This window comes from Pseudomonas sp. TMW22091 (assembly GCF_022496705.1).
GTDB classification, from domain to species: Bacteria; Pseudomonadota; Gammaproteobacteria; order Pseudomonadales; family Pseudomonadaceae; genus Aquipseudomonas; species Aquipseudomonas saxonica.
On sequence record NZ_SCFI01000002.1, the window covers coordinates 349,735 to 370,186 of the forward strand.

Annotated in this window: 18 protein-coding genes; 9 read left to right on the top strand and 9 right to left on the bottom strand. The window is 58.1% G+C overall.

Annotated features, from left to right (window positions below):
- The first annotated feature begins 155 nt into the window (after positions 1-155).
- Together dprA and EQV93_RS05360 are read left to right on the top strand one after the other, a co-directional pair.
- The gene (gene dprA, locus EQV93_RS05355; RefSeq protein ID WP_122785529.1) at positions 156-1,253 is read left to right on the top strand and encodes a DNA-processing protein DprA; all 1,098 of its coding nucleotides are present in this window, start codon (positions 156-158) and stop codon (positions 1,251-1,253) included.
- A 36-nt stretch (positions 1,254-1,289) separates the two neighbouring features.
- On the top strand, positions 1,290-1,847 hold the full coding sequence (locus tag EQV93_RS05360; RefSeq protein ID WP_122785528.1) for an L-threonylcarbamoyladenylate synthase: 558 nt from the start codon (positions 1,290-1,292) through the stop codon (positions 1,845-1,847).
- A gap of 159 nt (positions 1,848-2,006) precedes the next feature.
- Here EQV93_RS05360 and EQV93_RS05365 read toward each other — a convergent pair whose 3' ends face one another.
- Positions 2,007-2,984, bottom strand: a complete 978-nt coding sequence (locus EQV93_RS05365) for an NADPH:quinone reductase (protein WP_122785527.1) — start codon at positions 2,982-2,984, stop codon at positions 2,007-2,009.
- A gap of 172 nt (positions 2,985-3,156) precedes the next feature.
- On the opposite strand from EQV93_RS05365, the gene hemF reads away from it, so the two are divergent.
- Positions 3,157-4,077, top strand: coding sequence for an oxygen-dependent coproporphyrinogen oxidase (hemF, locus tag EQV93_RS05370; protein WP_122785526.1), 921 nt, complete (start codon positions 3,157-3,159; stop codon positions 4,075-4,077).
- Positions 4,077-4,898 carry a shikimate dehydrogenase gene (gene aroE, locus EQV93_RS05375; RefSeq protein ID WP_240891032.1) on the top strand — a complete coding sequence of 274 codons (822 nt, stop codon included), beginning with the start codon at positions 4,077-4,079 and terminating at the stop codon, positions 4,896-4,898. The genes hemF and aroE overlap by 1 nt, the downstream gene beginning before the upstream one ends.
- Before the next feature lie 96 nt (positions 4,899-4,994).
- Here the strand turns inward: aroE and EQV93_RS05380 are convergent, their stop codons facing one another.
- Positions 4,995-6,386 carry an L-cystine transporter gene (locus EQV93_RS05380; protein WP_122785524.1) on the bottom strand — a complete coding sequence of 464 codons (1,392 nt, stop codon included), beginning with the start codon at positions 6,384-6,386 and terminating at the stop codon, positions 4,995-4,997.
- A gap of 185 nt (positions 6,387-6,571) precedes the next feature.
- Positions 6,572-8,419 (bottom strand): dihydroxy-acid dehydratase, encoded by a 1,848-nt coding sequence (gene ilvD / locus EQV93_RS05385; RefSeq protein WP_122785523.1) that lies wholly within the window; start codon positions 8,417-8,419, stop codon positions 6,572-6,574.
- Positions 8,420-8,666: 247 nt separating this feature from the next.
- Here ilvD and EQV93_RS05390 point away from each other — a divergent pair, with 247 nt between their 5' ends.
- Positions 8,667-10,334: a DUF4153 domain-containing protein gene (locus EQV93_RS05390; RefSeq protein WP_240891033.1), complete on the top strand. Its 1,668-nt coding sequence runs from the start codon at positions 8,667-8,669 to the stop codon at positions 10,332-10,334.
- Positions 10,335-10,482: 148 nt separating this feature from the next.
- On the opposite strand, the gene EQV93_RS05395 is transcribed toward EQV93_RS05390, so the two are convergent.
- A complete protein-coding gene (locus tag EQV93_RS05395) occupies positions 10,483-11,679 on the bottom strand; it encodes a class I SAM-dependent rRNA methyltransferase (protein WP_122785521.1) in 1,197 nt (398 codons plus the stop codon).
- Positions 11,680-11,826: 147 nt separating this feature from the next.
- Between EQV93_RS05395 and EQV93_RS05400 the strand changes: the two genes are divergently transcribed.
- Positions 11,827-12,693 (top strand): HDOD domain-containing protein, encoded by an 867-nt coding sequence (locus tag EQV93_RS05400; protein ID WP_122785520.1) that lies wholly within the window; start codon positions 11,827-11,829, stop codon positions 12,691-12,693.
- On the top strand, positions 12,694-13,506 hold the full coding sequence (gene mutM, locus EQV93_RS05405; RefSeq protein WP_240891039.1) for a bifunctional DNA-formamidopyrimidine glycosylase/DNA-(apurinic or apyrimidinic site) lyase: 813 nt from the start codon (positions 12,694-12,696) through the stop codon (positions 13,504-13,506).
- A 165-nt stretch (positions 13,507-13,671) separates the two neighbouring features.
- Here the strand turns inward: mutM and EQV93_RS05410 are convergent, their stop codons facing one another.
- The 3 genes from EQV93_RS05410 to EQV93_RS05420 form a co-directional block, all read right to left on the bottom strand.
- Positions 13,672-13,923 carry a YfhL family 4Fe-4S dicluster ferredoxin gene (locus EQV93_RS05410; RefSeq protein ID WP_122785518.1) on the bottom strand — a complete coding sequence of 84 codons (252 nt, stop codon included), beginning with the start codon at positions 13,921-13,923 and terminating at the stop codon, positions 13,672-13,674.
- A gap of 100 nt (positions 13,924-14,023) precedes the next feature.
- Positions 14,024-14,506: a pantetheine-phosphate adenylyltransferase gene (gene coaD / locus EQV93_RS05415; RefSeq protein ID WP_019409197.1), complete on the bottom strand. Its 483-nt coding sequence runs from the start codon at positions 14,504-14,506 to the stop codon at positions 14,024-14,026.
- A gap of 171 nt (positions 14,507-14,677) precedes the next feature.
- Positions 14,678-16,108, bottom strand: coding sequence for a coniferyl aldehyde dehydrogenase (locus EQV93_RS05420; protein ID WP_122785517.1), 1,431 nt, complete (start codon positions 16,106-16,108; stop codon positions 14,678-14,680).
- Positions 16,109-16,245: 137 nt separating this feature from the next.
- Between EQV93_RS05420 and EQV93_RS05425 the strand changes: the two genes are divergently transcribed.
- Entirely contained in the window at positions 16,246-16,914 is a 669-nt protein-coding gene (locus EQV93_RS05425; RefSeq protein ID WP_122785516.1) for a TetR/AcrR family transcriptional regulator, read from the top strand.
- 29 nt (positions 16,915-16,943) lie between these two features.
- Positions 16,944-17,798, top strand: coding sequence for a sulfurtransferase (locus EQV93_RS05430; protein WP_122785515.1), 855 nt, complete (start codon positions 16,944-16,946; stop codon positions 17,796-17,798).
- 33 nt (positions 17,799-17,831) lie between these two features.
- Here the strand turns inward: EQV93_RS05430 and EQV93_RS05435 are convergent, their stop codons facing one another.
- Together EQV93_RS05435 and EQV93_RS05440 are read right to left on the bottom strand one after the other, a co-directional pair.
- Complete coding sequence (locus EQV93_RS05435) at positions 17,832-18,854, bottom strand: hydrolase (RefSeq protein WP_240891041.1); 1,023 nt, start codon at positions 18,852-18,854, stop codon at positions 17,832-17,834.
- 203 nt (positions 18,855-19,057) lie between these two features.
- Positions 19,058-20,311, bottom strand: coding sequence for a M16 family metallopeptidase (locus EQV93_RS05440; protein ID WP_240891042.1), 1,254 nt, complete (start codon positions 20,309-20,311; stop codon positions 19,058-19,060).
- Positions 20,312-20,452 lie beyond the last annotated feature (141 nt).

Here is a 20,452-nt window from a genome sequence, read left to right on the forward strand (position 1 = left end):
AACCCTCAACTAAAGTTGGGTTTCCATGCGCGATTTCAAATGCAAGCCGGGTGCTCAAGCTGGGGTTTTTCATTGCTTGGCAAACAACTTGTTCACAGACTTATCCACAGCTTGTTCCGGTCTTGATAGCGCTCTGAACGATCAAGGATGATCACATGCCGTTGCCCGATATTTCCCCTTGCGAGCTTGAGGCCCGTTTGCGTTTGCACCTGTTACCCGACATGGGGCCAAAGCGTTATTACACGCTGTTCAGTGCCTTTGGTTGCGCCAGTTCGGCGCTGGGCGCGCCTGCCAGCGCGTGGTCGGCGCTGGGTCTGCCCGCCACGTGTGCTCAGGCCCGGCGCAGCCCGCAGATACGCGACGGTGCCAGCGCTGCACTGCGCTGGCTTGAGCGCTCAAGCCAGCATCTCTTGTTACATGATCAGGCGAACTACCCAGCGTTATTGAGCGAGTTGTGCGATGCCCCGCCCCTGTTATTCGTGGCCGGCGATCCTTCAATACTGGAGAAACCCCAGCTGGCAATCGTCGGCAGCCGCCGCGCCTCCCGGCCCGGGTTGGATACCGCCGGTGCATTTTCACGCAGCCTGGCCAGCGCCGGATTTGTCATCACCAGTGGGTTGGCATTGGGCGTCGACGGTGCGGCCCACCGGGCAGCCCTTGATGTCGGCGGCCTCACCGTGGGGGTGCTCGGCACAGGGCTCGAAAAACTTTATCCACAGCGCCATCGCGCCTTGGCTGACGCGATGATTAACGGCGCCAGCGCAGTGGTTTCCGAGTTCCCGTTAGAGACCGGGCCGCTGCCCGGCAACTTTCCTCGACGCAATCGAATCATCAGTGGCCTGTCACTCGGCGTACTGGTGGTCGAAGCCAGCGTGGCGAGCGGTTCGCTGATCACGGCCCGGCTGGCCGCCGAACAAGGGCGTGAGGTCTACGCCATTCCCGGCTCCATCCATCATCCGGGAGCACGCGGGTGCCACCAGTTGATTCGCGACGGCGCAACGCTGGTTGAAACCGTCGAGCATATTCTCGAAGGCCTGCGTGGCTGGCGCTCTTTACCGTTAGCCACAGCGGACCTGTTCACCCCCAGCTATCATCCGCTCGTGCAATTGTTGCAAGCGGCGCCTTACACCAGTGAAGGTCTGGTCAGCGCCAGTGGTTGGGAGCTGCCCCGGTTATTGGCCGCCTTGACCGAACTTGAGTTGGAGGGGCGCGTGGTGCTGGAGGGCGGGCGTTGGTTTGCTTGCGCCAGCTAAGTACACTGCGCACAGCACCTATTTTGGAGACATTTGATGATCAGCACCTGGCGCGTCCAGCAAGCAGCAAGAGCAATTCGTGCGGGCGCGGTGATTGCCTACCCGACCGAGGCTGTGTGGGGACTGGGTTGCGACCCGTGGGATGAAGAGGCGGTGGAGCGTTTGCTGGCGATCAAATCACGACCTGTGGATAAAGGCCTGATTCTGATAGCCGACAACATTCGCCAGTTCGACTTTCTGTTCGAAGACTTTCCTCAAGAGTGGCTCGACCGCATGGCCAGCACTTGGCCCGGGCCCAATACTTGGCTGGTGCCGCATCAAGGATTACTGCCAGAGTGGATCACTGGCGTGCATGACACGGTGGCTTTGCGTGTGAGTGACCACCCGTTGGTGCGTGAGTTGTGTTCGCTGGTGGGACCGATTGTATCGACCTCCGCGAACCCGGCCGGTTTGCCGGCGGCACGGACGCGGCTCAAGGTTGAGCAGTATTTTCGTGGGCAGATCGACCACGTATTGGGCGGCAATCTGGGGGGACGTAAAAACCCGAGTCTGATTCGTGATCTGGCAACGGGCAAGGTTGTGCGCCCGGCGTAAAGGTGATCGTAACCCCCGTAGCAGCTGCCGCAGGCTGCGTCCGGCGGCGAAGCCGTCGTAAAACCTGAAGCCACGGTCGGTCAGAAAGACCGAGACATCCGATTTCACGACGGCTACGCCGCCGATCGCAGCCTTCGGCAGCTGCTACGAAGAGCTGAATCAAGGCAACAAGATGGTCGAACCGGTGGTCCGTCGTGCCGACAGCTCGGTCTGGGCCTGGGCCGCATCCTTGAGTGCAAAGCGCTGATTGATATCGACCGTCACTTTGCCGCTGCGAATCATCTCAAACAGTTCGTCCGCCATGGCTTGCAGGTTCTCGGCGTTATTGGCGTAGCTGGCCAATGTTGGCCGGGTCACGTACAGCGATCCCTTCTGCGACAAAATACCCAGGTTCACCCCGCTCACGGCCCCGGATGCATTCCCGAAACTGACGACCAAACCACGCGGTGCGGTGCAGTCCAGGGAGGTCAGCCACGTGTCTTTGCCGACCCCGTCATAGACCACGGGGCATTTTTTACCGTCGGTCAATTCCAGCACCCGCTTGGCCACGTCTTCATGGCTGTAGTCGATGGTTTCCCATGCCCCCAGCTTTTTCGCCAACGCCGCCTTCTCAGGCGAGCTGACTGTGCCAATCAACTTCACGCCCAGCGCTTTGGCCCATTGGCAGGCAATTGAACCGACACCGCCCGCAGCCGCATGGAACAAGATGGTTTCGCCACCCTTGAGTTCATAGGTCTGACGCAACAAGTACTGCACCGTCAGCCCTTTGAGCATCACCGCGGCGGCTTGCTCAAACGAAATATCGTCGGGAAGCTTCACCACATTCGCGGCCGGCAATACGTGCAACTCGCTGTACGCACCCAGCGGCCCGGTGCCGTAAGCCACACGGTCGCCGACTTTGACGTTGTGCACATCACTGCCCACCGCATCGACGATGCCTGCGGCTTCATTGCCCAGCCCGGACGGCAGCTCTGGCAGTGGGTACAAACCGCCACGGAAATAGGTGTCGATAAAATTCAGACCGATGGCCTTGTTGCTCACGCGGACTTGCTGCGGACCCGGCTCTGCGGGTGTGAAGTCGACATACTCAAGTACTTCGGGCCCGCCGTGGGTCCGAAACTGGATACGCTTAGCCATCTGCACTGTCCTCGTTGATTTGACGAAGCCCCTATCCAACGCTCTGGCGTGATCTTCGTCAACTGCGGCGAAGCTTTATGCGGTGATATGCTAGGGTCTGTTCCCGTTTCTTCGCCGCCGGCCCCGCTCTGAGCGGCGTGCCGCGTCGCTTTGCCCGATTTAAGGTGATGTCATGACTACTCGCACCGAGGCCGTTAAAGCCTACCTGCTCGACCTTCAGGACCGCATTTGCAACGCGATGCAGACTGAAGACGGCGGCGCCCATTTCATAGAAGACGCCTGGGAACGCCCGGCAGGCGGCGGTGGCCGTACCCGCGTGATCGCAGACGGCAACGTGATTGAAAAAGGCGGCGTGAATTTTTCCCACGTGTTTGGCAGCGGCCTGCCGCCCTCTGCCAGCGCCCACCGCCCTGAACTGGCAGGCCGCGGGTTTGAGGCTTTGGGCGTGTCACTGGTGATTCACCCGCACAATCCGCACGTGCCGACCTCTCACGCCAACGTGCGTTTTTTCATCGCAGAAAAAGAGGGCGAAGAACCGGTCTGGTGGTTTGGCGGCGGCTTTGACCTGACGCCTTACTACGCCGTCGAAGAAGACTGTGTGCACTGGCACCGCGTGGCCGAGCAAGCCTGTGCGCCGTTTGGCGCTGACGTGTACCCGCGCTACAAGGCTTGGTGCGACAGCTACTTCCACATCAAACACCGCAACGAGCCGCGCGGTATTGGCGGCCTGTTCTTTGATGACCTGAACGAATGGGATTTCGACACCTGCTTCGCTTTTATTCGCGCCATTGGTGACGCCTACATCGACGCCTACTTGCCGATTGTTCAGCGCCGCAAAGCCACCGAATTTACAGCGCAGCAGCGTGAGTTTCAGGAATACCGCCGTGGCCGCTACGTCGAATTCAACCTGGTGTACGACCGTGGCACCCTGTTTGGTCTGCAATCGGGCGGCCGTACCGAATCGATCCTGATGTCATTGCCGCCGCAAGTGCGTTGGGGTTATGACTGGAAAGCCTTGCCGGGCAGCGAAGAGGCGCGTCTGACCGATTACTTTCTGCAAGACCGCGACTGGTTGGCTGAGGAGCGAGCGTGATGGACCGTTACGTCGTTTTCGGCAACCCGATTGCCCACAGCAAATCTCCCGTGCTCCACCGTTTGTTTGCCGAACAAACGGCACAAGCCATGCAGTACGACACCCAGCTGGCGCCTCTGGACGATTTTGCCGGTTGCGCCAAGGATTTTTTTGAAACAGGGCGCGGCGCCAACGTCACCGTGCCTTTCAAAGAAGACGCTTACCGTATGGCGGATGAGCTGACCGCACGGGCGCTGCGGGCAGGGGCGGTCAATACGTTGAGCAAGTTGGCAGACGGCCGCTTGCTGGGCGATAACACCGACGGTGCAGGCCTGGTGCGTGATTTAACCGTGAACGCCGGTTTCAGCCTCAAGGGCAAACGTATTCTGATTCTGGGGGCGGGTGGTGCTGTGCGCGGGGCGTTGGAGCCGATTCTGGCCGAAAGCCCTGCGGCGGTCACCATTGCCAACCGTACCGTAGAAAAAGCCGAATTGCTGGCCGAACTGTTCAGTGATCTGGGCTCGGTGGCTGCCAGTGGTTTTGACTGGCTGCATGAGCCTGTTGACCTGATCATCAATGCCACCTCCGCCAGCCTGGCCGGTGAAGTGCCACCGATTGCCAGCAGCTTGATCGAGTCGGGTAAAACCCTGTGCTACGACATGATGTATGGCAGCGCACCTACGCCGTTTTGTGTTTGGGCTGGCGAGCAGGGCGCGGGCAAGGTCATGGATGGTTTGGGGATGCTGGCTGAACAAGCCGCCGAAGCGTTCACCCTATGGCGCGGTGTGCGCCCTGATACGGCGCCTGCGCTGGCTGAATTGCGTCGGTTGCTGGCGCTTTAGAGGCCAACCCTCTCCCAGAGGGAGAGGGGGCTATTTGGTGTGATTTTATGACCGCGTGCGGTCAGTGCCCTCTCCCTGCGGGAGAGGGCAAGGCGTTTAGGCGTGGGCCAAATCGCCGTGATCGTCTTCTGCCAATACAGCTTTGTCAGTCTCGTGCATGATCTGGCTGGTCACGGTGCCGGCTACCATTGCACCGCTAACGTTCAGCGCTGTGCGGCCCATGTCGATCAACGGTTCGACCGAAATCAACAGCGCCACCAACGACACCGGCAAGCCCATCGCCGGCAGTACGATCAAGGCTGCGAAGGTTGCACCGCCACCCACGCCCGCCACACCGGCCGAGCTCAAGGTCACAATGGCCACCAAGGTGGCGATCCACACCGGATCCAGCGGGTTGATGCCCACGGTCGGAGCAACCATCACCGCCAACATGGCCGGGTACAGACCGGCGCAACCGTTTTGGCCAATGGTGGCGCCAAACGAGGCGGCAAAGCTGGCGATCGAGGACGGGATCCCCAAGCGACGGGTTTGAGCTTCGATACTCAGCGGAATACTTGCCGCACTTGAACGACTGGTGAAAGCAAACGTCAGCACCGGCCATACTTTGCGGAAGAAGCGCAGCGGGTTCACACCGGCGAACGACAGAATCACGCCGTGAATCACAAACATCACGGCCAGGCCGATGTAAGACACCACCACAAAACTGCCGAGTTTGATGATGTCTTGCAGGTTGGACATGGCCACCACTTTGGTCATCAATGCCAGCACGCCGTATGGGGTCAGCTTCATGACCAGACGTACAAGGCGCATCACCCAGGCTTGCAGGGTGTCGATGGCATTCAGCACTTTGCTGCCTTTTTCAGGCTCGTCCTTGAACAATTGCAACGCGGCGACGCCCAGGAAAGCGGCGAATATCACCACGCTGATGATCGAGGTCGGCTTGGCGCGAGCCAGGTCTGCAAACGGGTTTTGCGGGATAAATGACAGCAACAATTGCGGCACATTCAGATCCGCCACTTTACCGGCGTACTCATTCTGGATGATGTGCAGGCGGCTCATTTCCGCAGCCCCGGCCACCAGGCCTTCGGCGGTCAGGCCGAACAGGTTGGTCAGACCGATACCGACCAGCGCTGCAATCATGGTGGTGAACAGCAGGGTGCCAATGGTCAGAAAGCTGATCTTGCCCAGCGAAGAGGCATTGTGCAGGCGGGCGACCGCACTGAGGATCGAGGCAAACACCAAGGGGATTACGATCATTTGCAGCAGTTGCACGTAGCCACTGCCGACCAGATCGAACCAGCCGATGGAGGTTTTCAGGGTCGGGTTATCGCCCCCGTAAATCAGGTGCAGGCCCAGGCCGAACAATACGCCGAGCACCAGCGCCAGCAGGACTTTTTTGGCCAGGCTCCACGCGGTGTGGCGGGTCAGCGACAAGCCGAACAGCAACGCGAGGAACACCAGCAGATTGAGGATCAGCGGGAAATTCATGAAAGCTCCGAGGGGCGACTTGTACCAGTCTTTGGATGCAACAATTGCGAACCAGAAAGCCTAACAGGTTGAAATATCGGCAAATATACCGATGTGGAATGGGGAGCTAGGTTTTGGGAATAAGTGATTACCACGGCCATAAAAAATCCCGGCACGGGGCCGGGATTCTGTTGCTGCGTGAGGTCTTAAGGCACCAGCTTGTCCAGCAAGGCTTTGTCACGTACAGCGCCCTTGTCAGCGCTGGTCGCCAACAAGGCGTAGGCCTTCAGTGCCGTGGTGACTTTGCGCGGACGCACTTCCACCGGCTTCCAGCCTTTCTTGTCTTGCTCTGCACGGCGCGCCGCCATTTCTTCGTCGCTGATCAGCAGGTTGATCGAACGGTTAGGAATGTCGATCAGCACTTTGTCACCGTCCTGCACCAGTCCGATCGCACCGCCCGCAGCGGCTTCCGGTGAAGCATGGCCTATAGACAGGCCTGAGGTGCCGCCGGAGAAACGACCATCGGTGAGCAAGGCACACGCTTTGCCCAGACCTTTGGATTTCAGGTACGAGGTCGGGTAGAGCATTTCTTGCATGCCCGGGCCGCCTTTCGGGCCTTCGTAACGAATGATCACGATGTCACCGGCCTGCACTTCGTCAGCCAGAATGCCGCGAACGGCGCTGTCCTGGCTTTCGAAAATTTTGGCGTTGCCTTCAAACACGTGGATCGACTCGTCGACACCTGCGGTTTTAACGACGCAGCCATCCAGCGCGATGTTGCCGTACAGCACGGCCAGGCCGCCTTCTTGTGAGTAGGCGTGCTCAACACTGCGGATGCAGCCGTTTTCACGGTCGTCGTCCAGGGTTTCCCAGCGGGTCGACTGGCTGAACGCGGTCTGCGTCGGGATGCCGGCAGGGCCTGCCTTGAAGAAGGTGTGCACGGCCTCATCGTCAGTCTGGGTGATGTCCCACTTGGCGATGCCTTCGGCCATGGTCTTGCTGTGAACAGTCGGCAGTTCGGTGTGCAGCAGGCCGCCACGGGCCAGCGAGCCCAGAATAGAGAAGATGCCACCTGCACGGTGCACGTCTTCCATGTGGTACTTCTGGATGTTTGGCGCCACTTTGCACAGCTGCGGTACATGACGTGACAGGCGGTCGATGTCTTTGAGGTCGAAGTCGATTTCGGCTTCTTGGGCGGCGGCCAGCAAGTGCAGGATGGTGTTGGTGGAACCGCCCATGGCGATGTCCAGCGTCATGGCGTTTTCAAACGCCTTGAAGTTGGCGATGTTGCGGGGCAATACCGATTCGTCATTCTCGACGTAGTACTGGCGGCACAGGTCGACGATGGTGCGCCCGGCTTGCAGGAACAATTGTTCACGGTCGCTGTGGGTAGCCAGTGCCGAACCGTTGCCGGGCAAGGCCAGGCCAAGGGCTTCGGTCAGGCAGTTCATCGAGTTGGCGGTGAACATGCCGGAACATGAGCCACAGGTCGGGCATGCGCTGCGCTCGTACTCGGCAACCTTCTCGTCAGAAGCGCTGGAGTCGGCGGCGATGACCATGGCGTCGACCAGATCGAGGCCGTGGCTGGCGAGCTTGGTTTTGCCCGCTTCCATCGGCCCGCCCGACACGAAAATCACCGGAATGTTGAGGCGCAACGAGGCCATCAGCATGCCAGGGGTGATTTTGTCGCAGTTGGAGATGCACACAATGGCGTCAGCGCAGTGGGCGTTGACCATGTACTCCACGGAGTCGGCGATGATTTCGCGGCTCGGCAGCGAGTACAACATGCCGTCATGGCCCATTGCGATGCCATCGTCGACGGCAATGGTGTTGAATTCTTTGGCAACGCCGCCGGCGCGTTCGATCTCGCGGGCCACCAGTTGGCCCATGTCTTTGAGGTGGACATGGCCGGGTACGAACTGGGTAAAGGAGTTGGCAATGGCGATGATCGGCTTCTTGAAGTCGGCATCTTTCATCCCCGTGGCGCGCCACAAAGCGCGGGCACCGGCCATGTTGCGGCCGTGGGTGGAGGTTTTCGAACGATAGTCAGGCATGGAACAACTCCGGGCGGCTAATCAGGTAACAAACAGGGAAGTGAGCTTCTAATGACAGGCGGATCACACAGAAAATGACCACGTATCCGCGAGTTGCCGTAAACACTGCGGGATCGCCGCGTGCTTGGGCTTGAGCTCATAAACCCGCCGGGGATGATTGGCGATGAATGCGTCGATTCTACACGGCTGATAGCTGGAGGGAATGGGGGTAGAGTGCGCAGGTGCTGTTCTTCGAAAAGGATTCACCATGCTGACACTCAACCGTTCTGCCAAAACCTCGCTATCGATAGGTCTGGCACAAGGTTTGTTGCTATGGATGGCCAGTGTTATCGCTGAGCCGGGTATGAAGTTCGCCTTGGTCACGGCCGTGCTGGTGGGCGGCATTAACCTGCTGCTGTTGGGCGACCACATTCGGCGGCGTGGCACGGGCTGGCTGGTGCTAGGGCTGACCGTGGTGATGACGGCGATCAGTGCCTGGGTGTTTTGGGAAGGAGACGATACCGGCCGCCCCGGTAATTGGCTGCCCGGTAGCTGGACCTGTTTTGCAGTGGTGATTGCCTACATTTGCACCGCTTTCATATTGAGCTGGCCCACCCGTGAAGGGCTCGCCCCCCGCTACGAAGATCTGTTCCGCCATGCGTGGGACACCGTTTTTATCGTGTTGCTGGGCTTGCTGCTGAACGCGGTGTTTTGGGCGCTGCTGCTGTTATGGGGCAGTTTGTTCAAGATGCTCGGCATTGTTGCGCTCAATAATCTGTTTTCAAGCGACGGCTTCATATACATCGCATCGGCGATGGTGTTTGCGCTGGGCGTGAACATGGGTCGCGACAATGATCGGGTAATTGGCATGCTGCGCGGCATCTTGCTAACGCTGTGTCGCGTATTACTGCCACTGAGTGCGTTGATCGTCATCGTGTTCACCTTCACTTTGCCCTTTACCGGGCTGGCGCCAATTTGGGCCACGGGTTACTCGACGACGATCTTGCTATGCCTGGTAGCCGCCAATCTGTTTCTGTTGAACGGAGTCTTTCAAGACGGCGCACAGAGCAGTGGTTATCCGGTCTGGCTGCTGCGCTTGGTCGACCTGTGCCTGTTGTGCTTGCCAGTGCTCGTCGGGTTGGCCGGGTATTCCACGTGGCTGCGCATCGAACAATATGGCCTCACTCCGAGCCGCTTGCTGGCGATGCTGCTGGTGGGCGTGATGTTCGCTCATGGTCTGGCGGCGGTGTGGGCGGTGGTTGCGCCACGGCGCCCATGGCTGGAACCTTTACGTGCCAGTAACCCGGCGATTGCGTTGATGACGGTGTTGCTGTTGCTGGTGATTCATACGCCTTGGTTCAGCCCATTACAGTTCAGCGCGAAGAATCAGGTGCAGAGGCTGCTTGAGGGCAAAACCCCGGTTGAAAGCTTTGATGCAGATACCTTGCGAAATCGTATGGGAGCGCCCGGAAGGCTGGCGTATGAGACTTTGCTGGCTCAGGCCGAGCAGGGGCAGGTGCTGACACCGGAGGCGCGGCAGGTATTGCTGAAGCGCCTCAAAGAAGCTGAAACCGGCACCCGCCGCTCGGGTGAACGTGTCGTAGAGTGGATCGGCCCGAAGGTTGAAGGCAGCGAACAATTCGACAGCCCGAAGCTCAGCAACCCTGCGTGTCGCGTTGAAGGTTGTGTGTTGTGGGCGGTGGATCTGGATCAGGATGGGCGGGACGAGGTGTTGCAGGTATCCAAACGTACAGGCTATGCCGTGCCTGAGTTTTTCAAGCGTGACGCACAAGGCTCATGGCAGCGAGCCGGGAGCTATGACAGTGTCGAGAACGCGCAGGCGTTGATCGAGAAGATTCGTCAGGGTGACGTGAAGGTGGTCAAACCACGCTATCAATCGTTGCAGGTGGAAGACGAGATACTCGACCCGAGATAACCGTAGCAGCTGCCGCAGGCTGCGTCCGGCGGCGCAGCCGTCGAAAAGTCGGAGCCTTTGGTTTATCAGGAAAACCGGGAACTCAGACTTTACGATTGCTGCGTAATCGCACGCCCCCTGCGGCAGCTGCTACGGGTTTGAGTTTGCTTTAGCTGTTAGGCAGCAAACGGCAGGTGATGCTTTTGATGTAACGGGTTTCTGCAATGGCCGGGTGCACCGGGTGGTCCGGGCCTTGGCCGCCGCGCTCCAGCAACTGCATGTTGCGATCCAGATGGCGAGCGCTGGTCAGCAGGATGTTTTGCAGGTCATCCTCAGGCAAATGCATCGAGCACGAAGCACTGACCAGAATCCCGTCCTTGTTGAGCAGACGCATGGCTTGCTCGTTCAGGCGGCGATAGGCACCTTCGCCGTTTTTGATGTCTTTCTTGCGCTTAATGAAGGCAGGCGGATCGGCCACGATCACGTCGAAACGCTCTTCGTTGGCTTTCAACTCTTTTAGGGCTTCAAACACGTCACCTTCCATGCAGGTCACTTTCTCGGCAAAGCCGTTCAGTGCAGCATTGCGTTCAACACCGTCCAGTGCAAACGACGAAGCGTCTACACAGAAGACTTCGCTGGCGCCGAAGGCCGCAGCTTGAATACCCCAGCCGCCGATGTAGCTGTACAAGTCCAGAACACGTTTGCCTTTAACGTACGGGGCCAGACGCGCGCGGTTCATGCGGTGGTCGTAGAACCAGCCGGTTTTCTGGCCGGCGATCACCGGTGCTTCGAACTTCACGCCGTTCTCTTCCAGCGCCACCCACTCCGGCACCAGACCGAAGACGGTTTCAACATAACGCTCCAGGCCTTCCGCATCACGGGCGGCTGAGTCGTTCTTGAACAGGATGCCGCTTGGCTTGAGCACTTGAACCAGCGCTGCGATCACGTCAGCTTTGTGCTGCTCCATCGCGGCAGAAGCCAGTTGCACCACCAGAATGTCGCCGAAACGATCAACCACCAGACCCGGCAGCAAATCGGAATCGCCGTACACCAGGCGGTAGAAAGGCTTGTCGAACAGACGCTCGCGCAGGGACAAGGCCACGTTCAGGCGGTGCACCAACAGCGACTTGTCCAAAGGCAGTTTGGCGTCACGCGACAACAAGCGCGCACAGATCAAGTTGTTCGGGCTCATGGCCACGATGCCCAGCGGCTTGCCGCCGGCTGCTTCGAGCACAGCCTGATCACCGGCCTTGAAACCGTGAAGTGGGGTGGCGGCTACATCAATTTCGTTGCTGTAGACCCACAAGTGGCCGGCGCGCAGGCGTCGATCGGCATTGGCTTTAAGGCGCAGGCTTGGCAGGGACATGACGTCGCTCCGGGTATTGAAAAGGGCGCGATTATAGCCTTAGACACGGCCTTCAAGCTCAGTTGATTCGCGGTATTGCGTCGGATTACCTGCCCTCGGGGTCAGAGAATTCCGCTAGAATCGCCCGCTATTCCAGAGTGAGTCCCCATGCCTCCCGAGCTTTCATCCGAACAGATCAGCGTTGCCCTGCAAGGCATCAGCGTACCGCCTCAGCCGCAAATCATGGTGGACTTGCAGATGGAGCAATACATGCCCGACCCTGATCTGGAGGTGATCGCCGGTTTGATCGCTCAAGACCCGGGGTTGTCCGGTGCGCTGATGAAAATCGTCAACTCGCCGTATTACGGCCTGACCAATAAAATTGCCTCCATTCGTCGGGCCGTGACGTTGCTGGGCAGCCGTACCGTGATCAATTTGATCAATGCGCAGTCGATCAAGGGCGAGATGAGTGATGACACCATCGTGACCCTCAACCGTTTTTGGGACTCCGCGCAGGATGTGGCCATGACCAGCATGACGCTGGCCAAGCGCACGGGCACCCAGGCGGTGGATGAAGCCTATGCATTAGGCTTGTTCCACGATTGCGGCATCCCGTTGATGCTCAAGCGCTTCCCCGATTACATGCGTGTGCTGGAACAGGGCTATGCCGATGCCGGGCCCGATAGCCGCGTGGTGGACATTGAAAACAGGCACTTCAACACCAATCATGCCGTGGTGGGTTACTACACGGCCAAGTCCTGGCGCTTGCCTGAACACCTGACGCACGCCATTGCCAATCACCACAATGCGCTGGCGATTTTCAGTGATGATTCGTCACGCCAAAGCCAGCTAAAAAACCTGCTGGCTACGTTGAAGATGGCCGAGCATATTTGTGCCTCGCACCAGGTGCTGGGTAATCAGCGTGATGATCATGAGTGGAACAGCATCAGCCACTTGGTACTGGATTACGTGGGGTTGTCCGAGTATGACTTTGACAACCTGAAAGAAAGTATTCGCGACTTGGGGGTGCATTAAATGCCTGAACTGCCAGAAGTCGAAACAACCCGCCGTGGCATTGCTCCGCATCTTGAAGGGCAGCGGGTCAGTCGGGTGGTCGTGCGTGAAAGACGCCTGCGTTGGCCAATTCCGGAAGATCTGGATGTGCGTTTGTCGGGGCAGAAGATCATCAAGGTCGAGCGCCGTGCCAAGTACCTGCTGATCAACGCTGAGGTGGGCACGTTGATCAGCCATTTGGGCATGTCTGGCAATTTGCGTCTGGTGGAGGCCGGTTTACCGGCGGCCAAGCACGAGCATGTGGACATTGAACTGGAGTCTGGGCTGGCTTTGCGCTACACCGATCCGCGGCGCTTTGGGGCGATGCTCTGGAGTCTTGACCCGCTCAACCACGCATTGCTGGCGAAGCTGGGGCCGGAACCGCTGACCGATCTGTTTGAGGGGGACCGGCTGTTTCAGATGTCGCGCAAGCGTTCAATGGCAGTCAAACCGTTCATCATGGACAACGCAGTGGTGGTAGGCGTGGGCAATATCTACGCGACTGAAGCGCTGTTTGCGGCAGGCATCGACCCGCGTCGCGAGGCGGGGAGCATTTCCAGGGCGCGCTATGTGAAGCTGGCGATTGAGATTAAGCGAATTCTGGCCGCGGCCATTGAGCGCGGTGGTACCACCTTGCGCGACTTCATTGGTGGTGACGGCCAGCCGGGATACTTCCAGCAGGAGCTGTTTGTGTACGGCCGAGGCTACGAGCCGTGCAAGATTTGCGGCACGGAGTTACGCGAAGTCAAACTGGGTCAGCGCGCCAGCGTATTCTGCCCGCGTTGCCAAAAGTAACCGCGTTAGCATTCCACCCCGTAGCAGCTGCCGCAGGCTGCGTCCGATTGCGAAGCGATCGTAAAACCCCAGCTCTCGGTGTGCCTGATAAATCGAAGTCTGCGAATTTACGACGACTTCGTCGCCGGACGCAGCCTTCGGCAGCTGCTACGAAAGCAGGCTGCGTCAGGCTTTACCGGTAATTGCCCGGTATTTGGCCATCAATTGCTCTTCGGTTTCCGGGTGGGCTTCATCCAGTGGGATGCAGTCTACCGGGCACACCTGCTGGCATTGCGGTTCATCGTAATGGCCTACGCATTGAGTACACAGGTTAGGGTCGATCACATAGATCTCTTCACCTTGTGAAATCGCGGCGTTCGGACACTCGGGTTCGCAGACGTCGCAGTTAATGCAATCGTCGGTAATGATCAGGGACATGGGTACTCCGGCCGGGGCAGTCAGCCCGGGCAACTGAAATCGAATGCGCGCAATTGTGCCGCATTGGCGCCCGTAGTGCACGCGGGCGCCGCTTCAGCGGTTACTTCTTGCGAAAGCGTTCGGTCAGGGCGTCAGCCACAACTGGGTGCACAAACTTGCTGATATCGCCGCCCAATGCCGCAATTTCACGAACCAATGTCGACGAAATAAACGAATAGCGCTCAGAAGGGGTGAGAAACAGACTCTCGACGTCCGGCGCCAATTGACGATTCATGTTCGCCAGCTGGAACTCGTATTCAAAGTCAGAGACCGCCCGCAAGCCACGCAAAAACACGTTGGCGTTCTGTTCTTTGGCGAAGTGGGCAAGCAGTGTCGAAAAGCCGACTACCTCAACATTGGGCAGGTGCTTGGTGACTTCACGTGCCAGCTCAACGCGCTGTTCCAAAGGGAATAGCGGGTTTTTCTTGGTGCTGGCAGCGACAGCAATGATCACGTGATCGAACAGGCGCGAGGCGCGCTCGACCAGATCGCCGTGGCCCTTGGTAATAGGGTCAAATGTACCTGGGTACAACACTCGGTTCATCGCGTCGTCCTGGCGGGAATCCGTTGGGGAGTCGGATGGTATCGCAGCCTTACCGGTGGGCCAAGTCGCCATTCGCAGAAGAAAGCACTATAGACGTGGCAAAAAGCCTCCTTTTTCGCAGATTTTAGGGGGCTTATGGGCCGCCAGAGCCGTTGCCGAGAGATTCTGTGCCTAACGAATAAACAGCTTCTGGACCAGTCGCACCCGTTGTCGGTCGTAAGGTGGGTAGGCCGCCATCGAACTGTTCAACCGCTGTTTGATCAACACACCTTTGGCTTTGCTGAACGTTAAAAAGCCTTCATGGCCGTGATAATGCCCCATGCCTGAAGGCCCGACGCCACCAAATGGCAGGTCGTCGATGGCCACGTGTTGCAGCGTCTCGTTGATGCACACGCCACCGGAGTGGGTGTGCTGAATGACGTGTTCCTGTTCCGCCTTGTTGTACCCAAAGTAATAAAGCGCTAACGGGCGTGGTCTGGCATTTATGTAGGCCAGCGCTTCGTCCAGACGGTGATACGTGACAATGGGCAGCAGCGGACCAAAGATTTCTTCCTGCATCACTTGCATGTCGTCGCTGACGTCCAGCAATAACGCATGAGGCATGCGCCGTCCCTGGCCGTGGTCATACAACGTAAGCAACCGGGCGCCTTTACGTTCGGCGTCCGTTTGCAGGCTTTCGAGGCGCGCCACCTGCCGCTCGTTGATGATGGCGGTGTAGTCCGGATTATCTGTCAGGGTCGGATAAAAACCATGAACCGCCGTGCGATAGGCCTCGACAAAGCCTTCGACTCTGTTGTGTGGCACCAGCACATAATCAGGCGCAATGCAGGTTTGCCCGGCATTCAGGGTTTTGCCCCAGGCAATGCGTTGCGCGGCCTCTCTGAGCGGTACGTCAGCCGATACGATGGCGGGGGATTTGCCGCCCAGCTCCAGCGTTACCGGGGTCAGGTTTTCTGCGGCCGCGCGCATCACCTGTTTGCCCACATGGGTAGAACCGGTGAACAGCAAATGATCAAACGCAAGCCCTGAGAAAGCGACGGCCACATCGGCTTCGCCCAACACCACAGCCACCCTGTCCTCGGGGAAAATGCGCCCCAGCAACTCTTTGAGCCAGTGCCCGGTGGCCGGGGTGTATTCGCTGAGCTTGAGCATGACTCGGTTACCTGCCGCCAGCGCTCCCACCAGAGGGCCAATAGCCAAGTACAGCGGGTAGTTCCACGGCACGATAATGCCGATGACCCCTAAAGGTTGATACACCACTTTGGCGCTGGCGGGCTGGAACATTACGCCAACGTGCCGGGGTGAAGGCTTCATCCAGCGCTTGAGGTGTTTGAGGGTGTGATCAATACCGTGCAAGCTTGGCATCAACTCGGCGAACAGGGTCTCGTCCGGGCTGCGGTGGCTGAAATCCTGACTGATGGCGTCAATCAACACCTCTCGCTCATCACTTAATATTTGGCGTAGGCTTTTTAACCATTGCTGGCGATGCTCAAGGGGCGGGTACGGATCAGCGCCATACGCCAGGCGTTGTCGGTCGAGCAGAGTCTGGAGTTCGCTTATAGGGGTAGCAGGCGCTTGATAGAGGGCGCTGACGACAGGCATGGCGTGCTCCAGACTTAAGTAGGCTCGATTGCTTTTAGGTCGTGCTGGCACACTTGTCAAACGGGACGGAGCCTTTGGTTTATCGTGCCCCTCGTTAAGCCGTAAGATGCCTTTCGTAATTCATTGAGATCCGGCTCATGACCTCCCGAATCAAAACCAGCCAGCGTATTGTCGAGACCAGTCTGGAGCTGTTTAACCAGTTGGGTGAGCGCAGTGTGAGCACCAATCACATTGCGGCCCATATGGAGATCTCTCCGGGCAACCTGTATTACCACTTCCCCAATAAACAGGCGATTATCTCGGTGCTGTTCGCTGAATTTGAAGCGTTGGTGCTGGGCTTTCTACATCCGCCGAAAGGGCGCAGAGTCGTCGTTTCCGACAAGCGCGATTATTTGCAGCAACTGCTGGATGCCATGTGGCGCTATCGCTTCATTTACCGGGACATTGAGCATTTGCTGCGCAGTGACATTGAGTTGGCGGCCAGTTACCGCCGCTTTTCATTGGCGTGCCTGGCTCAAGCGCAGGCTATTTACAATAATTTTGTTGAGGCCGGCATCCTGCGAATGAGCTCGCAGCAAGTCGAGTCCTTGACCCTCAATGCCTGGATCATTCTCACCTCCTGGATCGGTTTTCTGTGTGCGACCCGCGAAAACAGCGACTCGCTCAGTGAGCAGGCGCTCAAGCGCGGGGTGTATCAAGTGCTCGAGCTGACTTCAGGATTTACCACCGAACACGCCCGTGCTGAAGTCGATGAGCTCATCAAGGAATTTTACGTCCCGCTTAATCACACGCTGGACGATCATTAACAGCCTTTCACCCACCACAGGAGTTCACCATGCCCATTGCGCAATTGATCAGCCCCCAAGCCCTGAAGGATCGTCAGGAGCAGCCCGGCCTGATTATCCTTGATTGCCGTTTTGCGCTTGAAGACCCGGACTATGGGCGTTGCAGCTATGCCGAAGGGCATATTGAAGGTGCTCAGTACGCGGACCTGGAACGTGATTTCAGTGGTCCTGTGAGCAAAGGTGTCACAGGCCGTCACCCGCTGCCTGACGCTCAGACCTTGCTTGAGCAATTGCGCTCGTGGGGCATCAACGAAGACAGCGATGTGGTGCTCTATGATGACGGCCCCGGCGCTTTTGCTGCTCGGGCGTGGTGGTTATTGATGTGGCTGGGCAAGCGCGACGGTGTATTTATTCTGGATGGCGGGCTCAAGGCTTGGCATGCCGCTGGTTTTCCCTTGAGTATTGACGCCGTGTCACGGCCACGTGGCTCCTTCAATGGCAAACCGGATGACCGTTTGTTGATCAGTGCCGAGCAATTACTGGAGCGCCTGGGCAGTGCTGGGCTGACCTTGATTGATGCGCGGGCTGAGGCGCGTTTTCGTGGTGACGTTGAGCCTATCGATCCGGTTGCCGGGCATATTCCGGGCGCGCAATGCGCAGCCTTCAGCGAAAATCTCGACAGCAACGGGTGCTTCTTGCCTGCCGAGCAACTTAAACAGCGTTTTGCCGAGCAACTGGGTGAGCGTTCGCCAGAGGAGTTGGTGGCCTACTGTGGCTCGGGCGTCACCGCGTGCCATAACCTGTTTGCATTGGCGTTGGCGGGGTATCCGGTAGGTAAGCTCTATGCCGGCTCGTGGAGCGAGTGGATCAACGACCCGCAGCGAGAGATTGCTACCGGAGCTTAAGAACGCTTATGGGGTGATTGTGGTGTGGCGGCGCTATGCCTGTAGCGCGGCCAGCCATTGCGGAATACGTCTTTCAAGGTAGTAAACCGGTTTACGTGGGCTGCCTTCAACAAAGCCCACATGCCCACCCTGGGCATGCAGCTCCAGGCAGCTGGAGGCTGACAGCTCATCAGCGTCAGGGATGCTGTGTTTGAACACAAACGGATCGTCTTCGGCATGGATGATCAGGGTCGGCGTTTCAATCGACTTCAGATAATAACGACTCGAAGCTCGCCGATAGTAGTCAGCCACATTGATGTAGCCGTTAAGTGGGGCTGTCACACGGTCATCGAACTCCCAGAAAGTGCGCATCTTGCCGAGTGATTGCGGCGTTCCCAGGCGGCTCAAGGTCGCCAGATCTTCATGTTTGGCGTCGTGGTGGAACTGGCGTTGTTTTTTTCTCAGGTAGTCCAGCATCTCGCGCATGAAATGCGCCTGGTAGACCTTGGAAAACCCCAGTCCGATGCGGTCGGCACACTGATCAAGACGAAACGGTACGGAAACCGCGACAGCGCCGTGCAGGCCGCTGTCACTGCCACTTTCACCGAGGTATTTGAGCAATACATTACCGCCCAATGAATAGCCGACGGCATACAGCGGTGCCAGCGGATACCGGGCCCGTAATTGCCCCACGACTTCAGCCAGATCTTCGCTGGCGCCCGAGTGATAGCTTCGGGTCAGCAAGTTAGGTTCGCCGGAGCAGCCGCGCCAGTTCAGGGCCGCGCTGGTCCAGCCACGCTTGGCAAGAGCTGTTTGCAGGCCCACTACATAGTGCGACCCCGAAGAGCCGGTGAGTCCATGCAGCACCAGTACCACTGGCGCATAGGCTGTGGGCGTGCCTAACCAGTCCAGGTCGAGAAAGTCGCCATCTTCGAGCCACAGCCGTTCACGTTGATGCTCAACGGTCGGTTTGGTGCGCCACAGGGGGCCCCAAAGTGTTTGTACATGGGGATTTCCGAGGCCAAATGCTGGCGCAAAGGGTTCAAGCGGCGATGTAGGGGTTGCTGATAGGGGCACTTAGGGTCTCATCGGGACGGCGAATTCGGTGTTGTGTAATAAGTTGCCACAAGAGTGGTCGACGCCCAAATTTAGTGTGTTGGCCAAGCGTTGCCCAGTGGTATGTACGTTTTAGCTTGCATTAGAGAGCCCTGCCTGGCCGGGGGTTTATCGCGGGCACCAACGTTGTACCACCGCTGCGAGTACACCACGGCCGCACAGGATCAAGCCTTACGCGCAAATATGTGCGCCACACTCATGCGTTCAGGTGTAAACCAGGCATTGGCTACACGTTGAATATCCTTGGAGGTCACGCTGTGTAACGCCTGGGCTTGGGTGTCAATCAGTTGCCAGGGTTGGCCGATGACCTCGAGGTTGCCAATGATTGAGCCTTGCATTTCGAGAGTGTCCAGGCTTTCGAGATGAGCTAGCGCTTGGGCGCGACCATATTCCAGCGTCTGATCATCGAGCTGAGTTGTTTTCAGCGTTTCAAGCAGGGCCTGTATGTTTTCCTGAATTTGCGGCAGGGGCACCGCGTTGTGCTCGCTGGTGGTCAGGGCAATCAACAGGAGGTCGTCTTCAAGGCGATAGGCTGGCAAGCGTGAAACCACGCTGCTCAGTGCTTCACTGTCTTCCATAAGCAGGCGAGGAATCCAGGCCTCTGGGCCCGAGGTCAGCAATGCGCTGATGATTTGCAGGGCAGGAATATCGAGTGGCTCAGAGGCGGTTGCCAGGCTCGGTGTGTTGATCGCCATTTGCAAGCGTGGAAACGGAGTATCGAGATACTGAGTGATTTTGCGCTCACCTTCGTAAACTGGGGCAGGTATCGGATTCGTTGGTGTGAGAGGGGCGATGCGTGGGGATTTGGCAAAGACTCGCTGGACCAGCGGTTGGATTTCTTCAAGCGAGGTATCGCCCACAATCACCAATACAGAGTTGTTGGGAGCGTAGTGCTGTTCATGCCAGAGCAACACATCGCTCACCGTGAGCTGCTCAAGATCGTCGACATCGCCGAATTTAAACGCCGGGCCTGCGTGGGGGAAAATGAGGGATTCAAATTCGGGCGTGATCCATAAGTCAGAGCTGAAATAAGGATCAGCCAGCTCCATTTCTTTTGTTTTCTGAATACCGACCTTCAGGCGATCTTCTGACAGAACAGGCGGTTGCATTCTGGCCGCCAGCAGTTCCAGCACATGCTGAATGGCGACGCGAGGCGCTTCGAGGCTGTAGGTGCTGACATCGTAGTCGAGCCAGCCATTGGCTAGCGCCCCGATGTTTTGCAGGCGTTGTTTATCCTTGAAAGCGGCGCCCCCGGTGATATACGCCACACCGCGCTGATTCGGTTGTTCGTTACGGGTGCCCGCTTTATGGAAGAGCGTTGCGCAGATCGCAGGCGTGCGGTGGTCTTCACGCACAATGACTTTCAAGCCGTTATCGAGGGTGAACTCGCAGGTCACATTTGGAGTAGATAGCGTCATTTTTCACATTCCGTTGTTCGAGGAAGTGTTTAAACACGTCCGTTTATAGTGAACAGGCAGGATGCGTCAGCGCTTGAGGCGGGGGGCGGTAGATATATAGGGGATATGGACAAGGGCGTGGGAGCTGCTCAGGTCAGCTCC

What these genes read in the sequence shown, in the direction of transcription:
- EQV93_RS05430 (WP_122785515.1), top strand. Translation starts at nt 16,944, where the DNA reads ATGCCCATTGCGCAATTGATCAGCCCCCAAGCCCTGAAGGATCGTCAG.
- EQV93_RS05410 (WP_122785518.1), bottom strand. Translation starts at nt 13,923, where the DNA reads ATGTCCCTGATCATTACCGACGATTGCATTAACTGCGACGTCTGCGAA.
- coaD (WP_019409197.1), bottom strand. Translation starts at nt 14,506, where the DNA reads ATGAACCGAGTGTTGTACCCAGGTACATTTGACCCTATTACCAAGGGC.
- EQV93_RS05395 (WP_122785521.1), bottom strand. Translation starts at nt 11,679, where the DNA reads ATGTCCCTGCCAAGCCTGCGCCTTAAAGCCAATGCCGATCGACGCCTG.
- aroE (WP_240891032.1), top strand. Translation starts at nt 4,077, where the DNA reads ATGGACCGTTACGTCGTTTTCGGCAACCCGATTGCCCACAGCAAATCT.
- hemF (WP_122785526.1), top strand. Translation starts at nt 3,157, where the DNA reads ATGACTACTCGCACCGAGGCCGTTAAAGCCTACCTGCTCGACCTTCAG.
- EQV93_RS05400 (WP_122785520.1), top strand. Translation starts at nt 11,827, where the DNA reads ATGCCTCCCGAGCTTTCATCCGAACAGATCAGCGTTGCCCTGCAAGGC.
- mutM (WP_240891039.1), top strand. Translation starts at nt 12,694, where the DNA reads ATGCCTGAACTGCCAGAAGTCGAAACAACCCGCCGTGGCATTGCTCCG.
- ilvD (WP_122785523.1), bottom strand. Translation starts at nt 8,419, where the DNA reads ATGCCTGACTATCGTTCGAAAACCTCCACCCACGGCCGCAACATGGCC.
- EQV93_RS05440 (WP_240891042.1), bottom strand. Translation starts at nt 20,311, where the DNA reads ATGACGCTATCTACTCCAAATGTGACCTGCGAGTTCACCCTCGATAAC.
- EQV93_RS05425 (WP_122785516.1), top strand. Translation starts at nt 16,246, where the DNA reads ATGACCTCCCGAATCAAAACCAGCCAGCGTATTGTCGAGACCAGTCTG.
- EQV93_RS05380 (WP_122785524.1), bottom strand. Translation starts at nt 6,386, where the DNA reads ATGAATTTCCCGCTGATCCTCAATCTGCTGGTGTTCCTCGCGTTGCTG.
- EQV93_RS05420 (WP_122785517.1), bottom strand. Translation starts at nt 16,108, where the DNA reads ATGCCTGTCGTCAGCGCCCTCTATCAAGCGCCTGCTACCCCTATAAGC.
- EQV93_RS05390 (WP_240891033.1), top strand. Translation starts at nt 8,667, where the DNA reads ATGCTGACACTCAACCGTTCTGCCAAAACCTCGCTATCGATAGGTCTG.
- EQV93_RS05365 (WP_122785527.1), bottom strand. Translation starts at nt 2,984, where the DNA reads ATGGCTAAGCGTATCCAGTTTCGGACCCACGGCGGGCCCGAAGTACTT.
- EQV93_RS05360 (WP_122785528.1), top strand. Translation starts at nt 1,290, where the DNA reads ATGATCAGCACCTGGCGCGTCCAGCAAGCAGCAAGAGCAATTCGTGCG.
- dprA (WP_122785529.1), top strand. Translation starts at nt 156, where the DNA reads ATGCCGTTGCCCGATATTTCCCCTTGCGAGCTTGAGGCCCGTTTGCGT.